Genomic DNA, 19,367 nt, shown 5'->3' with positions numbered 1-19,367 from the left:
ATAATGTAATTAAAATAAAAAATAAAAGTAGTTTTATTGTGAAGGGTTTGCTTGTTTTGAAAACAAGCAAACCCACTTAATAGATAAGTCTTTTATATATTTTACAGCAATTGCTTGCTAGTCTAGGTGATTTCGAAGAGGAAGATGAAGGGAACTAAAAAACGGTCTAGAATTCTAGACCGTTTTTTTATGATTTACTAATTTTCCAACCTTCGTCAGTTTTCTCTAATTCAATTACGATTACTTTTTTATAATCGTTTTTAGAATCTTTTTTATACACAGCATCAACCGTTACTGTAGCGATTTCGTTTTTCTCTTCAACTTTTCTAATCTTATAGCTTTTAAGATCTTCATTAATTGATTTCATTAATTCTGCATTTCCGCCAATAAAACCAACTATTTTTTTTGCTTCTGGTGTAAATAACTCTCCAAAATCTTTTGCATTTCCGTCTTTTGCATCTTCAAAATATGCTGTAGCAACTTCTTCAGGATCACGATTATCTCCACATGCTGCAAGTGCTGTAACTGATAAAGCCATTACCACCATTAACATGATTATTTTTGTAAATTTGTTCTTCATTCAAACCACTCCTTATATATAACGTAATTTCTACTCTTATAAAGAGCTAAATTACTTGTATAAGTATATAATAAATAAAACTATAAAACTATATATATTTAGATATTATTTTTAAGATATTGATAGTGTTAAAAATAGGGAAGGAGAGCGAATCTACCAATTACTATAATATTGATTTCCGTTATATACATTAGTATAATAATAATGTCAGCGTTATAGGGGTATAACAGACGACGTTCATTTTTAAAATCATAAAATCGGATTCACTTATATGAAAGATAAAAGCCCTTCTTTAATTAGGAGGGCTTTTGTCTTTGCTTGAAGAGTACACATATACATGAGCGGAACTGTAGTAATAGTTATGTATTATGTACCTGCAGGTGTTGTTCCAGAAGGAACGATATGTATTTATCTTTATTGCTTATTCATAATATAATGGTATTATTACCTTCAAAAATTGACTACCTAAGGAGAAAATCACAATGAAACTCAACAAGAAAACTATCGCTTTTACCCTAGCCTTATCAATAGGAGTAGGAGCTTGCGGAATCCCGAAAGAAAAGGAAGTTGATCCGAAAGTATCACTGAATTCTAAAATGGATTACTCAAAAGTACCTTACAAGGAGAGAAGCATTTATGTAGATTATCAGCATGGAGCTATCACGAAAGAGGAAATGACCGAAAAGCAAGCTGATAGCTATGAGAAGGCTAAAAAAATTCTTGAGAAGGACTTAAACTCTGAAGAGTTGAAAGAACTCAACAAACAACGGGAAGAACGCCGGGAGAAGTTCCTAAAGAAGCAAGAACAGAAGAAAGTAGATGACAAGAAGAAAACTGAAGAAGATGCTCTAAAGTATAAGAACCGCCAGGAACGTCTCGACAATCATAAGCAAGAAAAGGAACGGAAGGAACTTCAGAAGCGTAATGAAGAGAACGCTGATGAGATGAAACGACAACTGGAGGGATTATCACAATGAAGATACTAACCACAGCTAGTAAGACATTAGAAGAATGAAATTGAACTTAATAAAGTCATAGCGAGCTCTGATCAGTCAACGTTATAGGGGTATAACAGGCGACATTCATTTTCAAATCATAAAATCGGATTCACTTATATGAAAGATAAAAGCCCTTCTTTAATTAGGAGGGCTTTTATCTTTGCTTGAAGAGTACAGCATATACATAAGCAGAAATATAGTAATAATTATGTAGTTTGTATCTGCAGGTGTTGTTCGAGAAAACACGATTTATAGAAAAAATTACAATTAATAAAAACAGAATATTCATAATTATTATAGGGATCACGAGAACAATAACCTATAATGATACTATACGATACATTAAAAAAATTTCTAAAAATAACTACAATGAGGTGAATAAAATGTCATTAAAGTTATGGATTAGTCGGGAAGAAGTAGCAGAAATTCCTAATTTTAAAAGCCACGAAGAAGCAAGAAAGTATTTTAAAGAGAAGTATGGAGATACATTCCAACTTTCTGAACCTTTCAAGATAGATGGTGAACAAGTATATTCCTACATGTATATCGTAGATAAAGAGAAATTTAATAAAATGCAAGATTATATGGAAAAGCATAATACGCGTCTTATTAACGCTGGGGACCCAGAAACCGAGGGATTCATGGAATCATACCAATCAATTCTAATTTTCGAAGATGGCAGATTAAGTATTAGCCATTAAAAATAACGATATTCTATTATATGCAGTATAAACCTGGAAATAGGTTCTTATTTTAGAGCGTTATTTTCAGGTTTTTTACTAAACTGCGAGTAGATCTTAAAAAGAACATGAAAAATGTGAAGTGAGAATAAATTTATTTAAACAACACATAAACGTACGATAACAGGTGCATGATTTTTATATGAAAATTCTCCAATTAAAACTTCCCAAAAAATTTACAGTAACTCCATACAAAACACATATATTGTATATATAATATATTTATAGATACTAACATTAAGAAAAAGCGTTAAATAGTGATTTTAGAGTTTACTATTTATCTATTCACAATGCATTAAACCAGTAGTAAAAATTTAGTGGCCGAAGCAGAAGAGAGGATGATTAACAATGGGACAAGTCTTTATTGATGAAAAAGGACCGCAAGAAACAATCAGAATTCCAAAAACATACCGTGACGATAGAAGAATAAATCTCGGTGATGATTTAATGCGTTCTTATGTAGCTGATGTACTTTATATTCCAGAAGATTCCCTAGAAAATGTTAACAAAAAATATCTGGAACTGGTTGAAAACTATAGAAACGGACAAAAAAATAAGGTTGAGAAAGAACTAAAAGGAATTGATATTCTAAAAGGAAATTTCAATTTCGGTGTTGCAAGTATGAAAGAAGTAAATAGTAGTTTTTATCTAAATTTATTTAACATGCTACTAGATGCGAATGTCTCTAACTTACTATTTTCAGTAAATAAAATGTCAATGGTTATTGATGCTAGGCTTACACAGTGGATTCTCCAACTGGAAGCAAAAAGATTTATCGATTCCGCTATTTTGTTTAAATACAGCCTCACAAAGTATTGTGAATTAGAAGCATCTGAAGAGGTTATTAGAAATCTTTTTGATCCAGAAAAAACAATCAATGAAATACTATACTCTATTCAAAAAGATTTGAAAGAGTTTGTGGCAAAACATAAAAACATTTCTAGAATGAGGAACCAAATAGCATATTACAAAAAAATGATAAAGGACATTGGGAATGGGAAAAAATTAGCTAATGATGTAGTATTTGAAAAAGTATCATTCGACTGGGAAAAGGTAAGCTCTGATGTTGATTTATGGCTAAGCGAGAATAAGTTAAACGGCATATGGCAACCTGAGCAATCCACACTAATTCTTGATCAAGGAATACCTTCTAAGCCATTTGAGAGTATTGGATTTGGAAATATAATGGTAGAAAAGGATTCTAAAGAGTTTGTTGGATTACAATTAGCAGATATGCTAGTGGTGATAACAGGAAGCTACATTTCTAAACTTGCATCTGCAGTTCGTTATGATAAATCAGAACCAGAAAAAACTAAGCACCTTGATGCAGAATGGTTTGTACTAGAGAAGCATCAATTTGACCTAATATCGAAAATGACAGAGTTCCTTTTTGGAAATGATCATATTTACAGTGTCATAGGAGATACTTATTTTGATGAAACTCACTTGTTTGAGATGTATTGTAGGTATATAAGTTCCTTTAGTAATTATGACAATTATGATAAAAAGAAGACTGAATTACATGTTAAAGATATGTTTATTTATCTTGCAGCTACTACAAACGAAAAGTGGGAATTAGGAGTACAAAACGAGTTTTTCGCAAGGAATATGTATGGAGATTATATGACTGGAATTAATGAGGGAGTAATACGGAAGTTATAGTTTATATGATTCCCTACTAGTCACTTAATGTTTACAGCTACAATAAAATATTAGGTCTACCATTTAAAAGTCAATTATTTAGAAAACAAATCCCTCCTGATTGTGGGGGGATTTTTATTTGTTAATTCATTAAATAATAATTGCTTTAATGTAATGATATCAATAACTTAAATATGTCATGATGTCCCTGTATCAATACTAATACTTCAGTTCTTACAATGCTGGAAGGGATATAGATCATTTACAAGACACTGCAGCATAATTGTTGAAATACATCCCAACTACACGATACAATAAAAGGGAGAAATACACACTAAAAACAAGTTTATTTAATTTACAGAAAGGGGAATTAACATGGGAGAAACATTTGAACTAAGAAATTTGTTTTCTTTGTCAGAGAATATGTTACTAAAAGATATTGATTACCAAGTTGTAAATGGAATACGCTATCAAAATAATTTGGAAATTAGTGCTATTTTTAAATATGATTATAAGGATATAGATGATAAAAAAAGTTATGATGATACAGCAAATAAAGTATACACATTGGGGTTATTTAAAAGAGGCACTAAAGAATTTTTAGAATTACCATTAATATACAAAAATGAAGGGAATTACAAATCATTTCATTTACCATTAGTAGGTCCGAAAGATATTTTATACAAAAAACTTTGTGAGTTCTTGGAAATTGATTATACAAAAAACGGTCCTTTTAAACCACTAGATTTTTTCAAGGCTCTACATAACGCTATTCCAACAAGAGCTAGTATTCAGCTTAAAGATAGATTGGCTTGTTCATATTCATACCCTACCAGTAAAGATAATGAACAGGACAAAATATATTTTCGCAGTTTCCTTAATAATGATTTAAATGGAAACAAACGGAGTTTAGAAAATAAAGCGAAAACGGAAAAACTTTTACCCGATGCTCATAAGGTTATTGGTACAAGAAATATTTCCGTATGCTTCACGCGTACACCAAAAGATGAACAAGAAGAAAAAGAAGAAATAAAGACTAAATTAAAAAAACTCTAATCTCAAATATAACCCAAAAAGAACCTGGCACAAATGCCGGGTTCTTTATATATATAGCTACTGCAAACTCAACCTTTAGTAGCTGTAGACTACTTAACTAGTGATGTTCAAATGCTTTTTTGCAAATCACTAAATCTTAGAATGCGAACTTAAAGAAGTTATTTTAGAAGAAGATAAGAACACATCTTGGCTATATTCAAGACTTGAAGACTTCATTGAAGAAATGAAAAGTATAAATGAATTAGTTGCTGTATTAAAACAAGCTCTTTAATGAACCTGTTTATCTTTGTAACAAAGATAAACAAAAATTAACATTAATATAATATGATTTTAAAATTTATGTAATGTATCCTGCTTATTATTAGAGCAGGGGGTGTTAATATGACTGTAAGCTTGTTTTTTGTTAAACTTATTTCTGCAATTGTAGCATCTGCATGCGTAGTACCTGCTATTAATCGTATCTTTAGTAAAATAGAAGAATATGTAGGCTAAAGCATCCATAGCAGTGCTTTTTTGTTATATTTGGTAATATCATATAGGAGTAGAAGTCATGCATATGATAAAAAAGAACAATTTCGGTAGGAATTCCTGATTGTTTCTTGTAATGTGTCCTATATTTGCACCAGAACAGGTTAAAATTAAGATGATTCAGTTGGAGAAAGGAACCTTATTGTATCTTTTTAGTGAGTTTATTCATATAATCATACTATATAGATAAAATAATTTAAGGAAGGTAAGTGAATACTATAATTAATTTTGAACCATTTAATCCAACAATAAATGACCTAGCGATCAAACTTGCTATGGTACTGTTTATACCGTTATTCTTAGCATTGCTTGTCAAAGTCATACTTATGAAATTTATGAGAGAATCGATTGCTGGCAGACTAGCATCTCTATCTTGTCTATTTTTTATGTACTATGTATTTAAATTTGTTACAGAGTAGAAAGACATCTTAGGGTGTCTTTTCTTTATAAATAAAAGTAACGTAGTATTTAAGCGTATACGTTCACACAAGATTACATGGATTTAGTTCTGTAAATCTAAAAAATTTTAGTTTAGATTTTCTTGTCCCACTCAAGTTCCCAAAATGAAAGTTTAGACTTTCTTGTCTAAATAGTTTAGAGTTTCATGTCTTTGTACATTTGTACAAGATGGGGGAAGGGGTTAACTCTCACCATCCATGTGTTCGTTAAATTCCGATTTAACGAACAGTTGTATTATAGGAAAAATATACATTTCCTCATATAAAGTGTATAGTAAGTAATTTATGAAATAATAAAGAGAGTGTAATTTATATAATATAATAATGCTAGTCACATCTCTATCGAATTTATTGCAGCACCTTATATGGAATTATTATGTATTCTATCAGAGATTTATATTTTCCCCTATAAGAACTGGAATAATATTAGAAACAAATAGTTCTATGATACTATATAGTAGGGTTGAGTTACTATAAATTAAAAGCTCTATTCTATTAGAGTTGATAATATGTTTTTATTTGCAATATTATATAACTCTTATCTGTCTGGAAAATTGATTTTTTCTGGGGATACTATAACATTTTACCTTAATAGCAATGTGGCCCTACCTCGTTGTACACAATGCAAGAATTTCTTGCACAAGAATCTAAGACACTAAAACAAAAGTTTTTTCATTTATTTACAAAAAATTCAGTTAATGGTTTTTTATTCCTATAAATGTATATATCTTTTATATTTTATCCCTTATATGCATTTAAAATAGTTTTATTTGTATATTTATTAAATTTCGGACTATTAAAACTTTAAAAACTTTTCAATAAAATCGTTTGCCTCTTCTGTATAAGAAATATATACTTTGAGGTGTAAGGGTGAATACCTTATAAAAATTTAAAGGAGGTTTTTTTATGAAAAAAATGAAAAAGTTAGTGAACATTGCTTTAGCTGGAACTATCGGTTTAGGAGGATTGGGAGCGTTCGCACCAACAGATGCAAGTGCAGCTGAGGTCTCTCCTGCTAAAACTAATATTCCTACTAACTTATCTACTGAATTACCTACTAATTTTGTAGAGTCTAAGTTACCAAATGCAGCGAAAGCTAGTGCAAATTTAGATGTAAGTATAGATGTATTAGGTATCGCTAATTTGATTAGGAATGCTATTAATAGTCAAACTAATCGTTCAGGATTTGTAAAAGGTGTAATGGAATCAACATTTTATTCTGCAGGTCAACGTTATAATGTTATGGTTTTTAACTTAAACCAAAACTATGAGGATCGTTTTAACGGTGTTAAATTCTTCGGAACAACAGTATATGATGGAATCACTTTTGGAATTTGGGTATTTGAGGATGGGGAATTCACGAATAAAGGTGATGGCGGATGGATTAACTGGGCATTTAGAGGTTGGTTTGATCGTGATGGTGGCCATGTTAAATTTTATCGCCCATAAAAATAAACCACAAAATCAGCCAATTTTGCGGTTTATTAAATAAAAAGCATTACCTAAGCCTAGGAGGTCATATTCTAAAATCAACTCCTAGTAAAAACAGTATAGATGATATTTATTAAAAAGAAAAGCACTCTTGGGAGTGTTTTTCTTTTTTTATTTAAAAATTAGGATTTTTAGGAATGGAAACAACAAACCCTTTACCTTCTTTGTTAACATAATATTTCGGAAATAAATAATAAGATTGTTTGTGTTTTTTATCATTTTAGCTAAGAAGACTTCTTTCTCAAGGAGTGTGAAGGGGCACAGTCCAGTGAGTAGGTGGGAGGCGTTCAATTAATATTAGAACATATAAAAAGACACTATAGTATGCATAGTGTCTTTTTATATGTTGACTTATTCTGAAAGAAAGTGTAGTGATTAATCATAATTTGTTGGATACTTCTTGGTTAATTCTATTATAACATTATCATGGAAGAATTTAAATGCATTTATGCATATATATAATTTTATTATATTTTAGACACGTCTGAATTTCTTTCGATTTCCAAAAGTTCCAGTTTCTTTATTTTTATATCTATACTATAATTTAACGAATTTCCGGAAAGAATTCTCCTTCCTCAAGCGTGTGAAGGGCGTAGCCCAACGGTAGGTGGGAGATGAATTTCGGTTTGGCATAGCCAAAAGGTTTTCCTTTTTATTTTGTCTCTGATATAATCAGTCTTATAAATTATAAGGGCTGGTATATAAATGAAATTAGATAGTAATAACCATTCAGTATTCTTGTTATATTATCACCTTGTGTTGGTCGTGAAATACAGAAGAAATGTGTTTGATGATGATATGTCAAACTATGCAAAAGATATGTTTGTTCGACTATCTGAAAACTATAACATCACGTTAGTTGAATGGAATCATGATGTAGACCACGTTCATATTTTGTTCAAGGCACACCCTAATACAGAAATGACAAAATTCATCAATGCTTATAAAAGTGCAAGTTCTCGACTTATTAAAAGAGACTTTCCACAAGTGAAAAAGAAACTTTGGAAAGAGATGTTTTGGTCAAGAAGTTTTTGCTTGCTAACTACTGGTGGTTCGCCAATAGACGTAGTAAAAACATATATTGAAAATCAAAGTGAAAAGTGAGGTGAAATGATATGACAAAGCAGAATAAAGCATATAAATTCCGTTTGTACCCAACAGAAGACCAAGCACATCTTATGCGTAAAACCTTCGGTTGTGTACGTTTCGTGTATAACAGAATGTTAGCTGAACGGAAAGAAGCGTATGAAAAACATAAAGATGATAAGAATCAACTAAAGAAACAAAAGCTTCCCACTCCCGCAAAATACAAAGCAGAATTTGAATGGCTAAAAGAAGTTGATTCATTAGCTTTGGCAAATGCTCAACTAAACTTGCAAACTGCCTATAAAAATTTCTTTCGTGGTCAAAATGACTTCCCAACATTCAAAAGCAAAAAAGACAGAAAGTCTTATACAACGAATGTAGTGAACGGAAATATTATGTTGCTTAACGGTCATATCAAATTGCCAAAACTGAAAATGGTACGTATCAAACAGCATAGAGAAATACCACAAGGCCATATAATCAAGTCATGTACGATTTCTATGACACCTACTGGTAAATACTATGTGTCCATTTTGACTGAATACGAAAAAGAGATCGTACAAAAAGAAGTAGAAACAGTTGTTGGATTAGACTTTGCGATGGATCAATTATACGTCAGTTCTGAGGATGAGAGAGCCAATTATCCTAAGTTCTATCGTGAAATGTTAGACCGATTAGCAAAGGCTCAACGAGTATTATCAAGACGTACAAAAGGTTCAGGGCGTTGGAATAAACAACGTATCCGTGTAGCTAAGCTGCATGAAAAAGTAGCAAACCAACGTAAGAACTTCCTTCATCATAAGTCTAAAGAGTTAGCTACTCATTTTGATGTTGTAGCTATTGAAGATCTAAATATGAAGGGAATATCGCAAGCACTTCATTTTGGAAAAAGCGTCGCTGATAATGCTTGGGGTATGTTCACTTCTTTCTTAGCTTATAAACTACATGAACAAGGCAAACAGCTAGTGAAAATAGACAAATGGTTTCCTTCCACAAAAACATGTAGCAGTTGTGGAAATGTGAAAAATATGTCATTGTCTGAGCGAGTCTATTCTTGTATATGCGGTGTAAATCTCGATAGAGATTATAACGCAGCTATCAATATCAAAAATGAAGCAATACGCCTATTGGCGTTAGTATAGATAGCAATAAAATAACCCTTGGAACAAGGGAGTTAGCTCGGCTGTCTTAGGACGAATTCGTTAGCTACCAAAAGTAACGACTAACCGAGAAGCCCCCACTTCAAACAGTCCGTTAGGGCGTTAAGTGGCGGGTAGTTCACCTGCTAAATCGTAAAAAAGGAGTTCTAATAGATATGGAGATGAGAAACTTACAAAAACTAATTGAAGACAAGAAAGTAGAATTAATTAAACTTGTAGATAAATATGGATTTAGACATCAGCAGGTGCTAAGTTTAAGTCAAGATATAGATAAGTTGATAAATCATATTATTTATATAAATCACAAATATAAGTAGAACCCTACATTTATAATTGCCGTTTAATGAGAATCACTTTGGAATATTTTAACATTGAAATGGCTACAAAATAGTAGAGATAGGGTTCAGAAAGCGTACAAGAAGTATGTTAGTTTATTGAAAAAATCCCTACAGGGGGCGTAGGGAAAGTCTAAGGGTATTGAAGAATTGTCGATTCTAAAAGTAAAGGACTTCTTGAAATATAATAAGTTCAACATGAAATTCGTTGAAACTGTATATAATAATTTTAAATTATCGCTTCTAAAGCACCGACATTTAAAGCTAGAAAAGAATTAAAAGAATCTGTGAAATAATTATACATAGCAAAAAAGGGTCTGATATTCATATCAGATCCTTTTTTCATTATTAGTTTAGTATAATTGCTCATCGTAGCTACTTAACAAGGGTTTAGAAACTAAACATTTTTCAGGTACTACAATCTTAACCTAATAATTTTCTTAGTTTTTGGTATTCACTTTCCCAGCTTAACGGACATGGGGCACTATATCATCAAAAGAAATTAGATGTTTTTAGTATTAAATAAAATTAGTAGCAATACTATCTAGGTTCTTTAAGAAAACCAAATGAGAGAGCAACATTTCAAAGGGTATCTTGTGATATAACTAAGTAGAATTTTTAAGCAAGGGGATGATGAGATGAATAAATTGAAGGGGAAAATTGCATTAGTAACCGGGGCTAGTAGAGGAATAGGCCGAAGCATTGCCTTACATTTGGCACAGGCAGGTGCGTTAGTCGTTGTTCACTATAGTAAAAGAAAAGAAGAAGCAGAAAGTGTAGTGGATATAATTAAACAAGATGGCGGTTCCGCATTTGCGATTAGTGCTGACTTAAGTACCTTTAACGGTATTAATAAATTGTATTCAATGATGGATCAATCTCTTCAAAAATATATAGGCGATAATACATTTGATATTCTTGTAAACAACGCTGGAATTGGGCAGATTTTAACGTTAGAGGAATCTACAGAGGAGTCTTTTGATGAGGTTATGAATATTAATGTGAAAGCTCCATTTTTCATTATTCAAAAGGCTTTGCCACGTTTAAAAGATGGAGGCCGGATTATCAATATTTCGTCTTTTGTCACACGGGTAGCCTCCCCAAGTGTTTTTGCCTACAGTATATCTAAGGGAGCAATTAATACACTCACTCATACTTTAGCACAACAACTTGGTGCCTGTGGTATTACAGTAAATGCAATTCTCCCGGGTATAATTAATACAGAAATGAACGCTGAGACATTGGGGAATAGAGATGGACAAAAATATGCCGCAGGTTTATCGACATTTAATAGGTTGGGAGAACCTAATGATATAGCTGATATTGTAGGTTTTCTTTCTTCATCAGACAGTCGTTGGATAACTGGTGAATTAATTGATGCAAGTGGTGGATCTTGTTTATAATGCTAGAGGAAAAGCCGACTTAAATAGAGTGGGATTTGCAACTCTATTCTTTATTTGTTAAAACACCGAACTACACACCATTTATTAGTTCTTACAAAAAACAGCTTGAAATAAGGCAAAATGTATTAAGTCAATCAAGATAGAGAAGCAATTATGCTGTAGTAGGATTAGTAGTAAGTGTAAATAGTAAAAATGCAATGAATATGCACAATTTCATATATAAATAGGTACTTTTTGTTAACTCTTTCACAGAAAACGAAATGTATGAAATTAGTATGATAGAATCAATTTGTATTAAATACAAAGGGGATGAGTGTATGCTAAAAAGAATGATTTTAGGAGTTTCATCATTAGTAGTGGGAGCAACAGTTGGCTTAGCGACTGATGTATCCGCAGCACCTGCACCACCATTAACATCATTAAATGTAGTAAAAGTTGAATCTCAATTAGGCGGAGTTGAATTTATTGGTCCAAACAATTTAAGTACGGTTAAAGATCATGGAGGAAGCTATTTATACATTTATACAAATGAAATGGGATATGGTAGAAATCCAATTGCTCAAATGAGTGGTCAAAGACTAAAAAAAGTAGATTCTAAGATGATTGATATTAATGGCGATAGAACAGTTGATGGTTGGGAATATAAATGGGATGCTTCAGGACAGCAAAATGGGCAATTTAAATATCAAAATACATCTACAAATGCACCTTGGAATACATTATCTACGTCATTAAATATTAAATAAACTAACAGAAGAATGCGATGTTATTTTTTTATGTTTGTTATATATGTAATGTATAGATACCTAAAGGAGTCTACGTTTTTAAGTAGGCTCTTTCTAAATAATGATAAGATATCAGCAAATTGATAAACTATTTTGTCTAATCGGCAAACCGAAGTTTACATAACATTTTTCTAGTAAACAATTCTGAGTTTAATAGTGTAATCAATAACGAAAGGAAATCTTTTATAAAATCAATTAAGTTATTTAGTGGGTCTTTCATCATAATATCTAAAACTACATATTTATGAAATTTTATAAAATTTTCACTTTATATTTAGTCCTAAATCATACGATTTTAATACAAAATACTATAATTTGATTAATAATAGCAGTGTAAAAAACATTAAATATATTTAGATTATAGAGCTAATGTTACTTTATTACATAATTTGTTTAAAGGGATATATAGGGTTATTATTCAATGTAACTAAAATAATTTAAAAGGAGATAGGAAGTTATGTTTAAAGTAAAAACAAGGGGAAAAATAAAAAGAATTGTTATGGTTTCAACGGCTTGTACCATGTTGTCAATGTATGGAGCACCAATTTCTAGTACAGAGGCAGCAACCCGATCGCATGCCCCATCAGTTTATGTAACACCACAAAATACTGCTGCTTCAGATATTATTAGTATAGACTGGTCACCAGTCCAAACAGCACCTTATACGTATTGGGCTGTGCATAACTGGAATCAGGGAGGGGAGGGTGGTGGTTATGCGGGATTCCAACAACAAAGTGGTTTTGATCAATTCGGTAAACGTACCCTTCACTTTGCACTTTGGGATCCAATAGCATCAAACCAAGCAATAAAAGCTGAATATTTATCGCCGACTTCAGAAGCCAGCAGATTTGGTGGAGAAGGAACAGGTCTGAAGGTACAAACAACTTATAATTGGAAAGATAGTGAATGGTATAGAATGACTCTACGCTCTTGGCAAGAAGATGGCCATACAAAGTTTGGCCAGTGGATAAAAGATAATACATTAAATCAATGGAAGTTAGTTGCTATTATGGATCATCCAGTTGCGAATGTTGCATTTAACTATGGTTTATCGATGTTTCAAGAGGACTGGGCTGGTAATGGACAAGATGTAAGAGAAGCACGTCTTAAAAATGGATACAGCAGAAAAGTTTCAGATAAACAATGGAATTCTTGGAATAATCAGCGTATCTCTGGGCAACATGATACGTCCTATCAATACGATGGAGGAGCAACTTCAGAATATCTATGGGTTAGGGCAGGAGGAAATACTCAATCAACTATTGGTACTGGAAAAACTTTTAATATAAATCAGCCTAGTCAACCAGAAATGGGAAATTTAGATTTTGATATCCAAAATACTCGCTTTGAAGCTGGAAAATTAAATGTTTCATGGAAATTGAAAGAACAAAGTACTCCACAGTTTAAAGGGAAAATTGAAATCTATGACAATGAAAAGTTAATGGGACAACCTTTAAAAGTAATTGATAATATTAAGTCCTACCAAACTGAGGTAAGTCAAACTATGCAATTGCCTCAAACAGCTTTTGCTAAAATTACATTAACAGATATATTTGATCGAACTGTAGAGAAAAAAGTAGGAATTACAAATGGAAATTCTGATATTTTAGTAGGGAATCGATTTGCATGGTCCCTAAAAGGAATTAGTGATTTTGAGTTTGCAAAAATCAATTTCAATAAGTCGACAGAAGAAATGCAAATTGACTTAAAAGCAGGCGTACCGCATCATTATTTTAATGAAACGTATGCGAGTATTAAAGTACAAAATGCATCAGGAAAAGTAATGTATAATAATGACATTTATGGAAATAAACAACAAAATGCTGAATCGCAAAAAGTTCCAGTCAAAGTAGGAGATTATATTGAATTAACACATCTTGAAGGTGTACATAGAGCAAATTTCACAAATTTAGACAACAGTAAACAAGAAAGCTTTGGAAAAAAAGCAATGTATGAAGTCACACAAGAAGGCTTGAAGAAAGTAGAAAAAATGCCAGAAGCAACAATTTTAGACGGAAATCAATTTACATGGTCCCTAAAAGGATATAGTGATCGAGAAATTGCAAAGATGGATTATAATAAAGCGGCAGAAGAGCTGAAAATCAAATTAGAAGCTGGTGTACCGCATTCTTACTTCAATAGCACATATGCAAGTATTAAAGTCCAGAACTCGTCTGGTAGCGTTATGTACAATAAGGAAATCATAGGAAATAGACAACAAAATGCTGAAACCCAAACAGTGCCCGTAAAAGTGGGAGATTACATTGAATTAACTCATATAGAAGGAGACGCTGTAAAGGAAAAAACACGCGCAACATTAATGAATCTTGAAAATAACAAAAATGAAACTATTGGAAAGACAGCAAGATACCAGGTTACAAAAGAGGGCTTAAAGAAAGTAGAAAAAATGCCAGAGACAACAATTCTAGATGGAAAACAATTTGCATGGTCATTAAAAGGATATAGTGATCGAGAAATTGCAAAAGTAGATTATAATCAAACAGCAGAAGAGCTGAAAATCAAATTAGAAGCTGGTGTACCGCATTCTTACTTCAATAGTACATATGCAAGTATTAAAGTCCAGAACTCGTCTGGTAGCGTTATGTACAATAAAGAAATCATGGGAAATAGACAACAAAATGCTGAAACCCAAACAGTACCTATAAAAGTGGGAGATTATATAGAATTTACTCATATAGAAGGGGATGCAGCTAAGGAAAAAACAAGAGCGAATTTAACTAACCTTGAGAATGGAAAACAGGAATATATAGGAAAGAAAAGAACATATCAGGTTACATCTACAGGATTAATAAGACAATAAATGTATAAAAAAGTTGGGGGAATCCTCAACTTTTTTGTCATTTTAGCCAAGAAGACTCCTTCCAAAAGGAACGCGAATTGAGTAGGTGAAGATGAATTGGTTTCGGGCAAGAGATGAAAGGAAGCTATCTTAATTGTTTGACATACATAAACAGTTACTCCATTGCCTTTCAAGTATATGCTTATTGTATAACAGACACATGCCGAAATGGAGCTGAAATGAAGGATAATTATTAAAACACAAGCAACTCTAATTGTAATAGTCTATGGGAACATTATTAAAATTGAACGATTTTAATAGAACTTTGTTGATAATTAGTTAAAAAATTATTGTACGATTAAATGTTTTATGTTACATTTGTATTACAAAGATGTTACTTAACATTAATATTATTTCATTTTTATTTCATTAAATTTCTGTATTGTTACAAAAAGCTATAGATGTTTTTATGTGGATAGGAGTGTGTGTAGTAAAGAGCCTGAGTTGAAAATACGTGCACACTTTAAATTTCTTTTCTGTCTGAATGAAGAAGACTACCAACTAATTAAGGGGTTTAAAGTAACAACTTTAAATAAAATGTGCTTCCTTTCCCACACACACAAATTAGTACATATTTAAAGTACAGCCTAGTTGCTACACAGACTCTTGTACATATAAACATTAAGGTGAAATAGAGATAAAGATTTATTACATAAAAAGCATTACTTAGCTAAACGTAAAAATATCATCTGTGCATTTTTATGAAATGTTAAAATGCCTAGATGATATTTTTTTGAAGATTTCTTGGATATGTTTATGAATAACGATTTCTAATCTTTAATGATTTTTTACAACTAAAACATTCAATAATTTATGTAATTGAATTTATAAGATGTATGTACATTCACTTATATAGGGAAAATGAGGTTTTTCATATGAAGTATGATTATAAAGTGTTTATATTTATTTGGACAATTATTTTATTATTTTTTCTACTTTATTATGGTTACAGTAAAATTTCTGACACCGAGCAAGTACCAGTCATAACGATCAAACAATAGAAGTACAAGATATTAGAAAAAACAAATAAGATAAAAATAGATACAGTAAAAAGTCTACGACAGGAAGTAATTAATCTTACTGTATCAGATGAAAATCTTAAAGTAAAAACGCCGATTCTATTAGAAGTGCAAAAACATAAGGCTGTTACTTCGCGCATAGCTTAGTGGGTGCGTCAACCATCCATATGTATTCGACTTGTCGAGGCTTGTAGCTCACGTCGGATTCATCTGAGTGGTGGCTTCTTCCACAAGGAAGAATTGCTCTTTTTTGAAAGGGTGGTGCAAGTGGGAAAGCAATAGTTCGTTGCTAATACCAACCAAAAACATACTTGGGGTGTTACCATACGGTGGCATGAATTCTAGAGCGTCAAACTGTCTAGCGATAGAAAAAAAGACCTAGAGTTCTAACTCAAGCCCCCACTGAAACGCTTCATCTCAGTGGGGGTAGTTGACTTGAGTAGCATGCATGTGTCTGTTAACAGAGAATACACGTGACTAAAATGGAAAACTTTTAACCTATTTTTATTTATTCGTAACCTTTAGAGTTTCTAACACGATTTTCGTAGCGTCTGCAATAAGTGTATCATCGTATTCTGCATCTTCTTTATCATGATTAGAAAGGATGGAAAGAACAATCGGCTTTTTATTTGGTGGCCAAATAATTGCGATATCATTCCTTGTTCCATAAGATCCTGCACCTGTTTTATCAGCTACTTCCCATCCTTTTGGTACACCCGCACGAATTAATTTATCCCCAGTCGTATTTCTCTTCATCCAATCTACTAACAGTTCACGTTTCTCAGATGGTAGTACAGTTCCTAATGTAAAAGATTGAAGCGTCTTAGCGATTGCTTTTGGTGTACTAGTATCATGTGTTTCTCCTGGATTTACTTCATTTAATTCAGGTTCAAATCGCTCGGAGTTAGTAACAGTATCACCCATTTCCCTCAAGATTTTTTCAAATGCGGATGGACCACCTAACTTCTTAAGAATTAAATTATGTGCCGTACTGTCACTATATCGAACAGAAGCATCTGCAAGTTCTTTTAACGTCATTCCTGTATCCACATGCTTTTCAGTAATTGGATTATAATTAGATAGGTCTTCACGTGTATACGTAATTCTTTCATCAAGAGCTTCTATTGAATTCTGGCGTAAAAGAGCTCCCACTGCTAATGATTTAGATGTAGAGGCAAATGCAAAACGCTCATCTGCATGGTAAGCAACAGTCTGATTCGTACTTGTGTCCAGTGCGTAAATACCAAGTTTAGCGTTATATTCTTTTTCAAGTTTAGCAAAAGCATGATTACCTATATTTTCTTGCTTAACTTGATTGGTTTGATTTGTTTGTTTAGTTGATTCTGATTGCGTATTACTATTAGAACACCCTATCAGTGTCGCGCATGAAAGTAATACGACAGGTACAATTTTTTTGTAATGTGAATTGGTAAAGAACTTGTTTAAAACGAACATAAATTTTCAACCTCTTTCAAGAATATATGGTTTTTCCTAGGTTTTTCATACTGATGTAAGTAAAGAGAACATGGGGTAACAATCCTTCTGCAGCTAAAATTTTATAGGTTAAAGCGCATGTAAGATGTTTATATGATTGATAAGCTAGTATTTGAGTTATTCCTTCTTCAATCTCACTTGCAATGCTTTACCTGTAAAAGGATTAAGCTTGTACCTCTTAAATACTCACCCTTCTTTTGCATCCTTTTCAAAATAAAAAGTCCTTTCATATTTTTGTAATACATAAGATTAGATTTCAAACGGGATTTATTATATCTAAATTGAACATCTAATTTTAGGAACACATTTAATAGACAATCTAAGTAATAAAATTGTTCCACTTTAATTTGAGGAAGAACTTGATGTTTAAATAAAATGAAAGTAAATTTTTAGTCAAAAGTTTACTTTGGAGTTTTAAGTCTACGGAAAAGGCATAATCCCTTTGTTAGACCTTAATCTAGCTATTAGCTTATGCTTAAAAGCAGGGGTAATACCTTTGTTTTTAGTGAATCTATATTACATTTTTAATGGAAATAAACAAAAACTTTTTCTTATAAAAATTTTGTTTTATTAAGGAAATAAAATATACTAGACTATAAATCAATTTATAGAATGAGGTATAATACATTGAATAAACGACATATTTTTATAGGTGCTGCAATGAGCAGTATTTTATTGTTATCTGCATGTGGTAATTCTGATAATCTTGTTACATCGAAATCAGGAAATTTGACACAAGAAGAATTTAATAAAAAGTTAAAAGAAACAGCAGGAAAACCTGTTTTACAACAAGTAATGTTAGACAAGATTTTACTAGATAAATACAAAGTTTCAGATGATGAAGCAAAGAAAAAAGTTGAAGAATTAAAAAAACAAATGAGCGATAATTTTAAATCCTATTTAATACAAACTGGTGCTAAAGATGAAGATGATCTTAAAACAAAAATAAAAACGCAAATAGCCTTTGAAAAAGCTGTTAAAGCTTCAGTTACCGAAAAGGAAATGAAAGATTACTATAAACCAAAATTAAAGGCAAGTCATATTTTAGTAAAAGATGAAAAAACAGCGAAAGAAATAAAAGAAAAATTAAATAATGGAGAAGATTTTGCAGCATTAGCAAAACAATATTCAGAAGATCCTGGTTCAAAAGAAAAAGGTGGAGAATTACCGGAGTTTGGTCCAGGTGAAATGGATTCTAAATTTGAAGAAGCTGCTTATAAATTAGAAGCTGGACAAGTAAGTGATCCAATAAAATCTTCTCATGGTTACCATATTATTAAATTAACAGAGAAAAAAGAGTTAAAACCTTTTGATCAAGAAAAAGATAATATTCGTAAGGAATTGGAACAGAAGCGTTTACAAGACCAACAATGGCAACAACAATTCTTTAAAGATTTATTCAAGAAAGCAGATATAAAAATAACAGATAAGGATTTAAAAGATACTTTTAAAGAATTTGAAAAATAAAGCTATGTACAAAAAATAACCCCTAGGGGTTATTTTTTTGTACATAGCTTTAAACTAATGAAATAAAATCTACTTACTTGCCTTAAAAATAAGTAGGGGTGTTCATTTCATTTTTATTATATCATCTTATATCTTAATTATTTCTTTTTATAAAAACTAACTATGTTATTGTCATATTTATGTTAAATAAGGACTCCCGCCAGATTTTTATCAATCTAAAATTATGAAGTACTCCCATTATGATAATTTTATATTTTCGCAGCTAA

The 19,367-nt window shown here is 31.6% G+C and carries 14 protein-coding genes and 2 pseudogenes; 14 read left to right on the top strand and 2 right to left on the bottom strand.

All coding sequences use genetic code 11. From position 1 onward, the window contains the following. Nucleotides 1–187: 187 nt before the first annotated feature. Nucleotides 188–580 carry a DUF4878 domain-containing protein gene (locus V7S45_RS29065; RefSeq protein ID WP_000790829.1) on the bottom strand — a complete coding sequence of 131 codons (393 nt, stop codon included), beginning with the start codon at nt 578–580 and terminating at the stop codon, nt 188–190. A gap of 482 nt (nt 581–1,062) precedes the next feature. Here V7S45_RS29065 and V7S45_RS29060 point away from each other — a divergent pair, with 482 nt between their 5' ends. The 13 genes and pseudogenes from V7S45_RS29060 to V7S45_RS29000 all read left to right on the top strand — a co-directional run. Next, nucleotides 1,063–1,557 carry a hypothetical protein gene (locus V7S45_RS29060; RefSeq protein WP_025689785.1) on the top strand — a complete coding sequence of 165 codons (495 nt, stop codon included), beginning with the start codon at nt 1,063–1,065 and terminating at the stop codon, nt 1,555–1,557. Between the two features lie 404 nt (nt 1,558–1,961). Continuing rightward, on the top strand, nt 1,962–2,279 hold the full coding sequence (locus tag V7S45_RS29055) for a hypothetical protein (RefSeq protein WP_000053835.1): 318 nt from the start codon (nt 1,962–1,964) through the stop codon (nt 2,277–2,279). Nucleotides 2,280–2,666: 387 nt separating this feature from the next. After that, the gene (locus tag V7S45_RS29050) at nt 2,667–3,980 is read left to right on the top strand and encodes a hypothetical protein (RefSeq protein ID WP_000531855.1); all 1,314 of its coding nucleotides are present in this window, start codon (nt 2,667–2,669) and stop codon (nt 3,978–3,980) included. A 354-nt stretch (nt 3,981–4,334) separates the two neighbouring features. After that, the gene (locus V7S45_RS29045) at nt 4,335–5,015 is read left to right on the top strand and encodes a DUF6037 family protein (protein ID WP_342762001.1); all 681 of its coding nucleotides are present in this window, start codon (nt 4,335–4,337) and stop codon (nt 5,013–5,015) included. A gap of 737 nt (nt 5,016–5,752) precedes the next feature. Further along, entirely contained in the window at nt 5,753–5,962 is a 210-nt protein-coding gene (locus tag V7S45_RS29040; protein ID WP_025686983.1) for a hypothetical protein, read from the top strand. A gap of 1,146 nt (nt 5,963–7,108) precedes the next feature. Next, nucleotides 7,109–7,450 (top strand): annotated as a pseudogene (locus V7S45_RS29035) (stress protein); the annotation flags it as partial. A 747-nt stretch (nt 7,451–8,197) separates the two neighbouring features. Beyond that, nucleotides 8,198–8,596 carry an IS200/IS605 family transposase gene (gene tnpA, locus V7S45_RS29030; protein ID WP_061531668.1) on the top strand — a complete coding sequence of 133 codons (399 nt, stop codon included), beginning with the start codon at nt 8,198–8,200 and terminating at the stop codon, nt 8,594–8,596. Between the two features lie 11 nt (nt 8,597–8,607). After that, entirely contained in the window at nt 8,608–9,720 is a 1,113-nt protein-coding gene (locus tag V7S45_RS29025; RefSeq protein WP_342762000.1) for an RNA-guided endonuclease TnpB family protein, read from the top strand. 173 nt (nt 9,721–9,893) lie between these two features. After that, nucleotides 9,894–10,055 carry an aspartyl-phosphate phosphatase Spo0E family protein gene (locus V7S45_RS29020; protein WP_197241750.1) on the top strand — a complete coding sequence of 54 codons (162 nt, stop codon included), beginning with the start codon at nt 9,894–9,896 and terminating at the stop codon, nt 10,053–10,055. Nucleotides 10,056–10,711: 656 nt separating this feature from the next. Then, nucleotides 10,712–11,476 carry an SDR family oxidoreductase gene (locus V7S45_RS29015; protein WP_342761999.1) on the top strand — a complete coding sequence of 255 codons (765 nt, stop codon included), beginning with the start codon at nt 10,712–10,714 and terminating at the stop codon, nt 11,474–11,476. Between the two features lie 260 nt (nt 11,477–11,736). Then, nucleotides 11,737–12,222, top strand: coding sequence for a DUF4879 domain-containing protein (locus V7S45_RS29010; RefSeq protein WP_025688754.1), 486 nt, complete (start codon nt 11,737–11,739; stop codon nt 12,220–12,222). Between the two features lie 496 nt (nt 12,223–12,718). Further along, on the top strand, nt 12,719–15,082 hold the full coding sequence (locus tag V7S45_RS29005) for a putative mucin/carbohydrate-binding domain-containing protein (protein ID WP_342761998.1): 2,364 nt from the start codon (nt 12,719–12,721) through the stop codon (nt 15,080–15,082). 1,127 nt (nt 15,083–16,209) lie between these two features. Beyond that, nucleotides 16,210–16,287: pseudogene (locus V7S45_RS29000) on the top strand (RNA-guided endonuclease TnpB family protein); the annotation flags it as partial. 357 nt (nt 16,288–16,644) lie between these two features. Here V7S45_RS29000 and blaIII read toward each other — a convergent pair. Further along, entirely contained in the window at nt 16,645–17,595 is a 951-nt protein-coding gene (blaIII, locus tag V7S45_RS28995) for a class A beta-lactamase BlaIII (RefSeq protein WP_025688757.1), read from the bottom strand. 666 nt (nt 17,596–18,261) lie between these two features. Here blaIII and V7S45_RS28990 point away from each other — a divergent pair. Beyond that, a complete protein-coding gene (locus V7S45_RS28990) occupies nt 18,262–19,101 on the top strand; it encodes a peptidylprolyl isomerase (protein ID WP_342761997.1) in 840 nt (279 codons plus the stop codon). The last annotated feature ends 266 nt before the right edge of the window (nt 19,102–19,367 follow it).

Origin of the sequence: Bacillus sp. BR3(2024) (assembly GCF_039134555.1) — a bacterium.
In the GTDB taxonomy this organism is placed as follows: domain Bacteria; phylum Bacillota; class Bacilli; order Bacillales; family Bacillaceae_G; genus Bacillus_A; species Bacillus_A cereus.
The sequence above is the reverse complement of the archived record's forward strand: the minus strand, read 5'-3'. Positions and strand labels throughout refer to the sequence as shown.

Coding starts and splice junctions, on each gene's coding strand:
- V7S45_RS29050 (WP_000531855.1), top strand. CDS start 2,667: ATGGGACAAGTCTTTATTGATGAAAAAGGACCGCAAGAAACAATCAGA.
- V7S45_RS29010 (WP_025688754.1), top strand. CDS start 11,737: ATGTATGAAATTAGTATGATAGAATCAATTTGTATTAAATACAAAGGG.
- V7S45_RS29015 (WP_342761999.1), top strand. CDS start 10,712: ATGAATAAATTGAAGGGGAAAATTGCATTAGTAACCGGGGCTAGTAGA.
- V7S45_RS29060 (WP_025689785.1), top strand. CDS start 1,063: ATGAAACTCAACAAGAAAACTATCGCTTTTACCCTAGCCTTATCAATA.
- tnpA (WP_061531668.1), top strand. CDS start 8,198: ATGAAATTAGATAGTAATAACCATTCAGTATTCTTGTTATATTATCAC.
- V7S45_RS29025 (WP_342762000.1), top strand. CDS start 8,608: ATGACAAAGCAGAATAAAGCATATAAATTCCGTTTGTACCCAACAGAA.
- V7S45_RS29005 (WP_342761998.1), top strand. CDS start 12,719: ATGTTTAAAGTAAAAACAAGGGGAAAAATAAAAAGAATTGTTATGGTT.
- V7S45_RS29020 (WP_197241750.1), top strand. CDS start 9,894: ATGGAGATGAGAAACTTACAAAAACTAATTGAAGACAAGAAAGTAGAA.
- V7S45_RS29065 (WP_000790829.1), bottom strand. CDS start 580: ATGAAGAACAAATTTACAAAAATAATCATGTTAATGGTGGTAATGGCT.
- V7S45_RS29055 (WP_000053835.1), top strand. CDS start 1,962: ATGTCATTAAAGTTATGGATTAGTCGGGAAGAAGTAGCAGAAATTCCT.
- blaIII (WP_025688757.1), bottom strand. CDS start 17,595: ATGTTCGTTTTAAACAAGTTCTTTACCAATTCACATTACAAAAAAATT.
- V7S45_RS29045 (WP_342762001.1), top strand. CDS start 4,335: ATGGGAGAAACATTTGAACTAAGAAATTTGTTTTCTTTGTCAGAGAAT.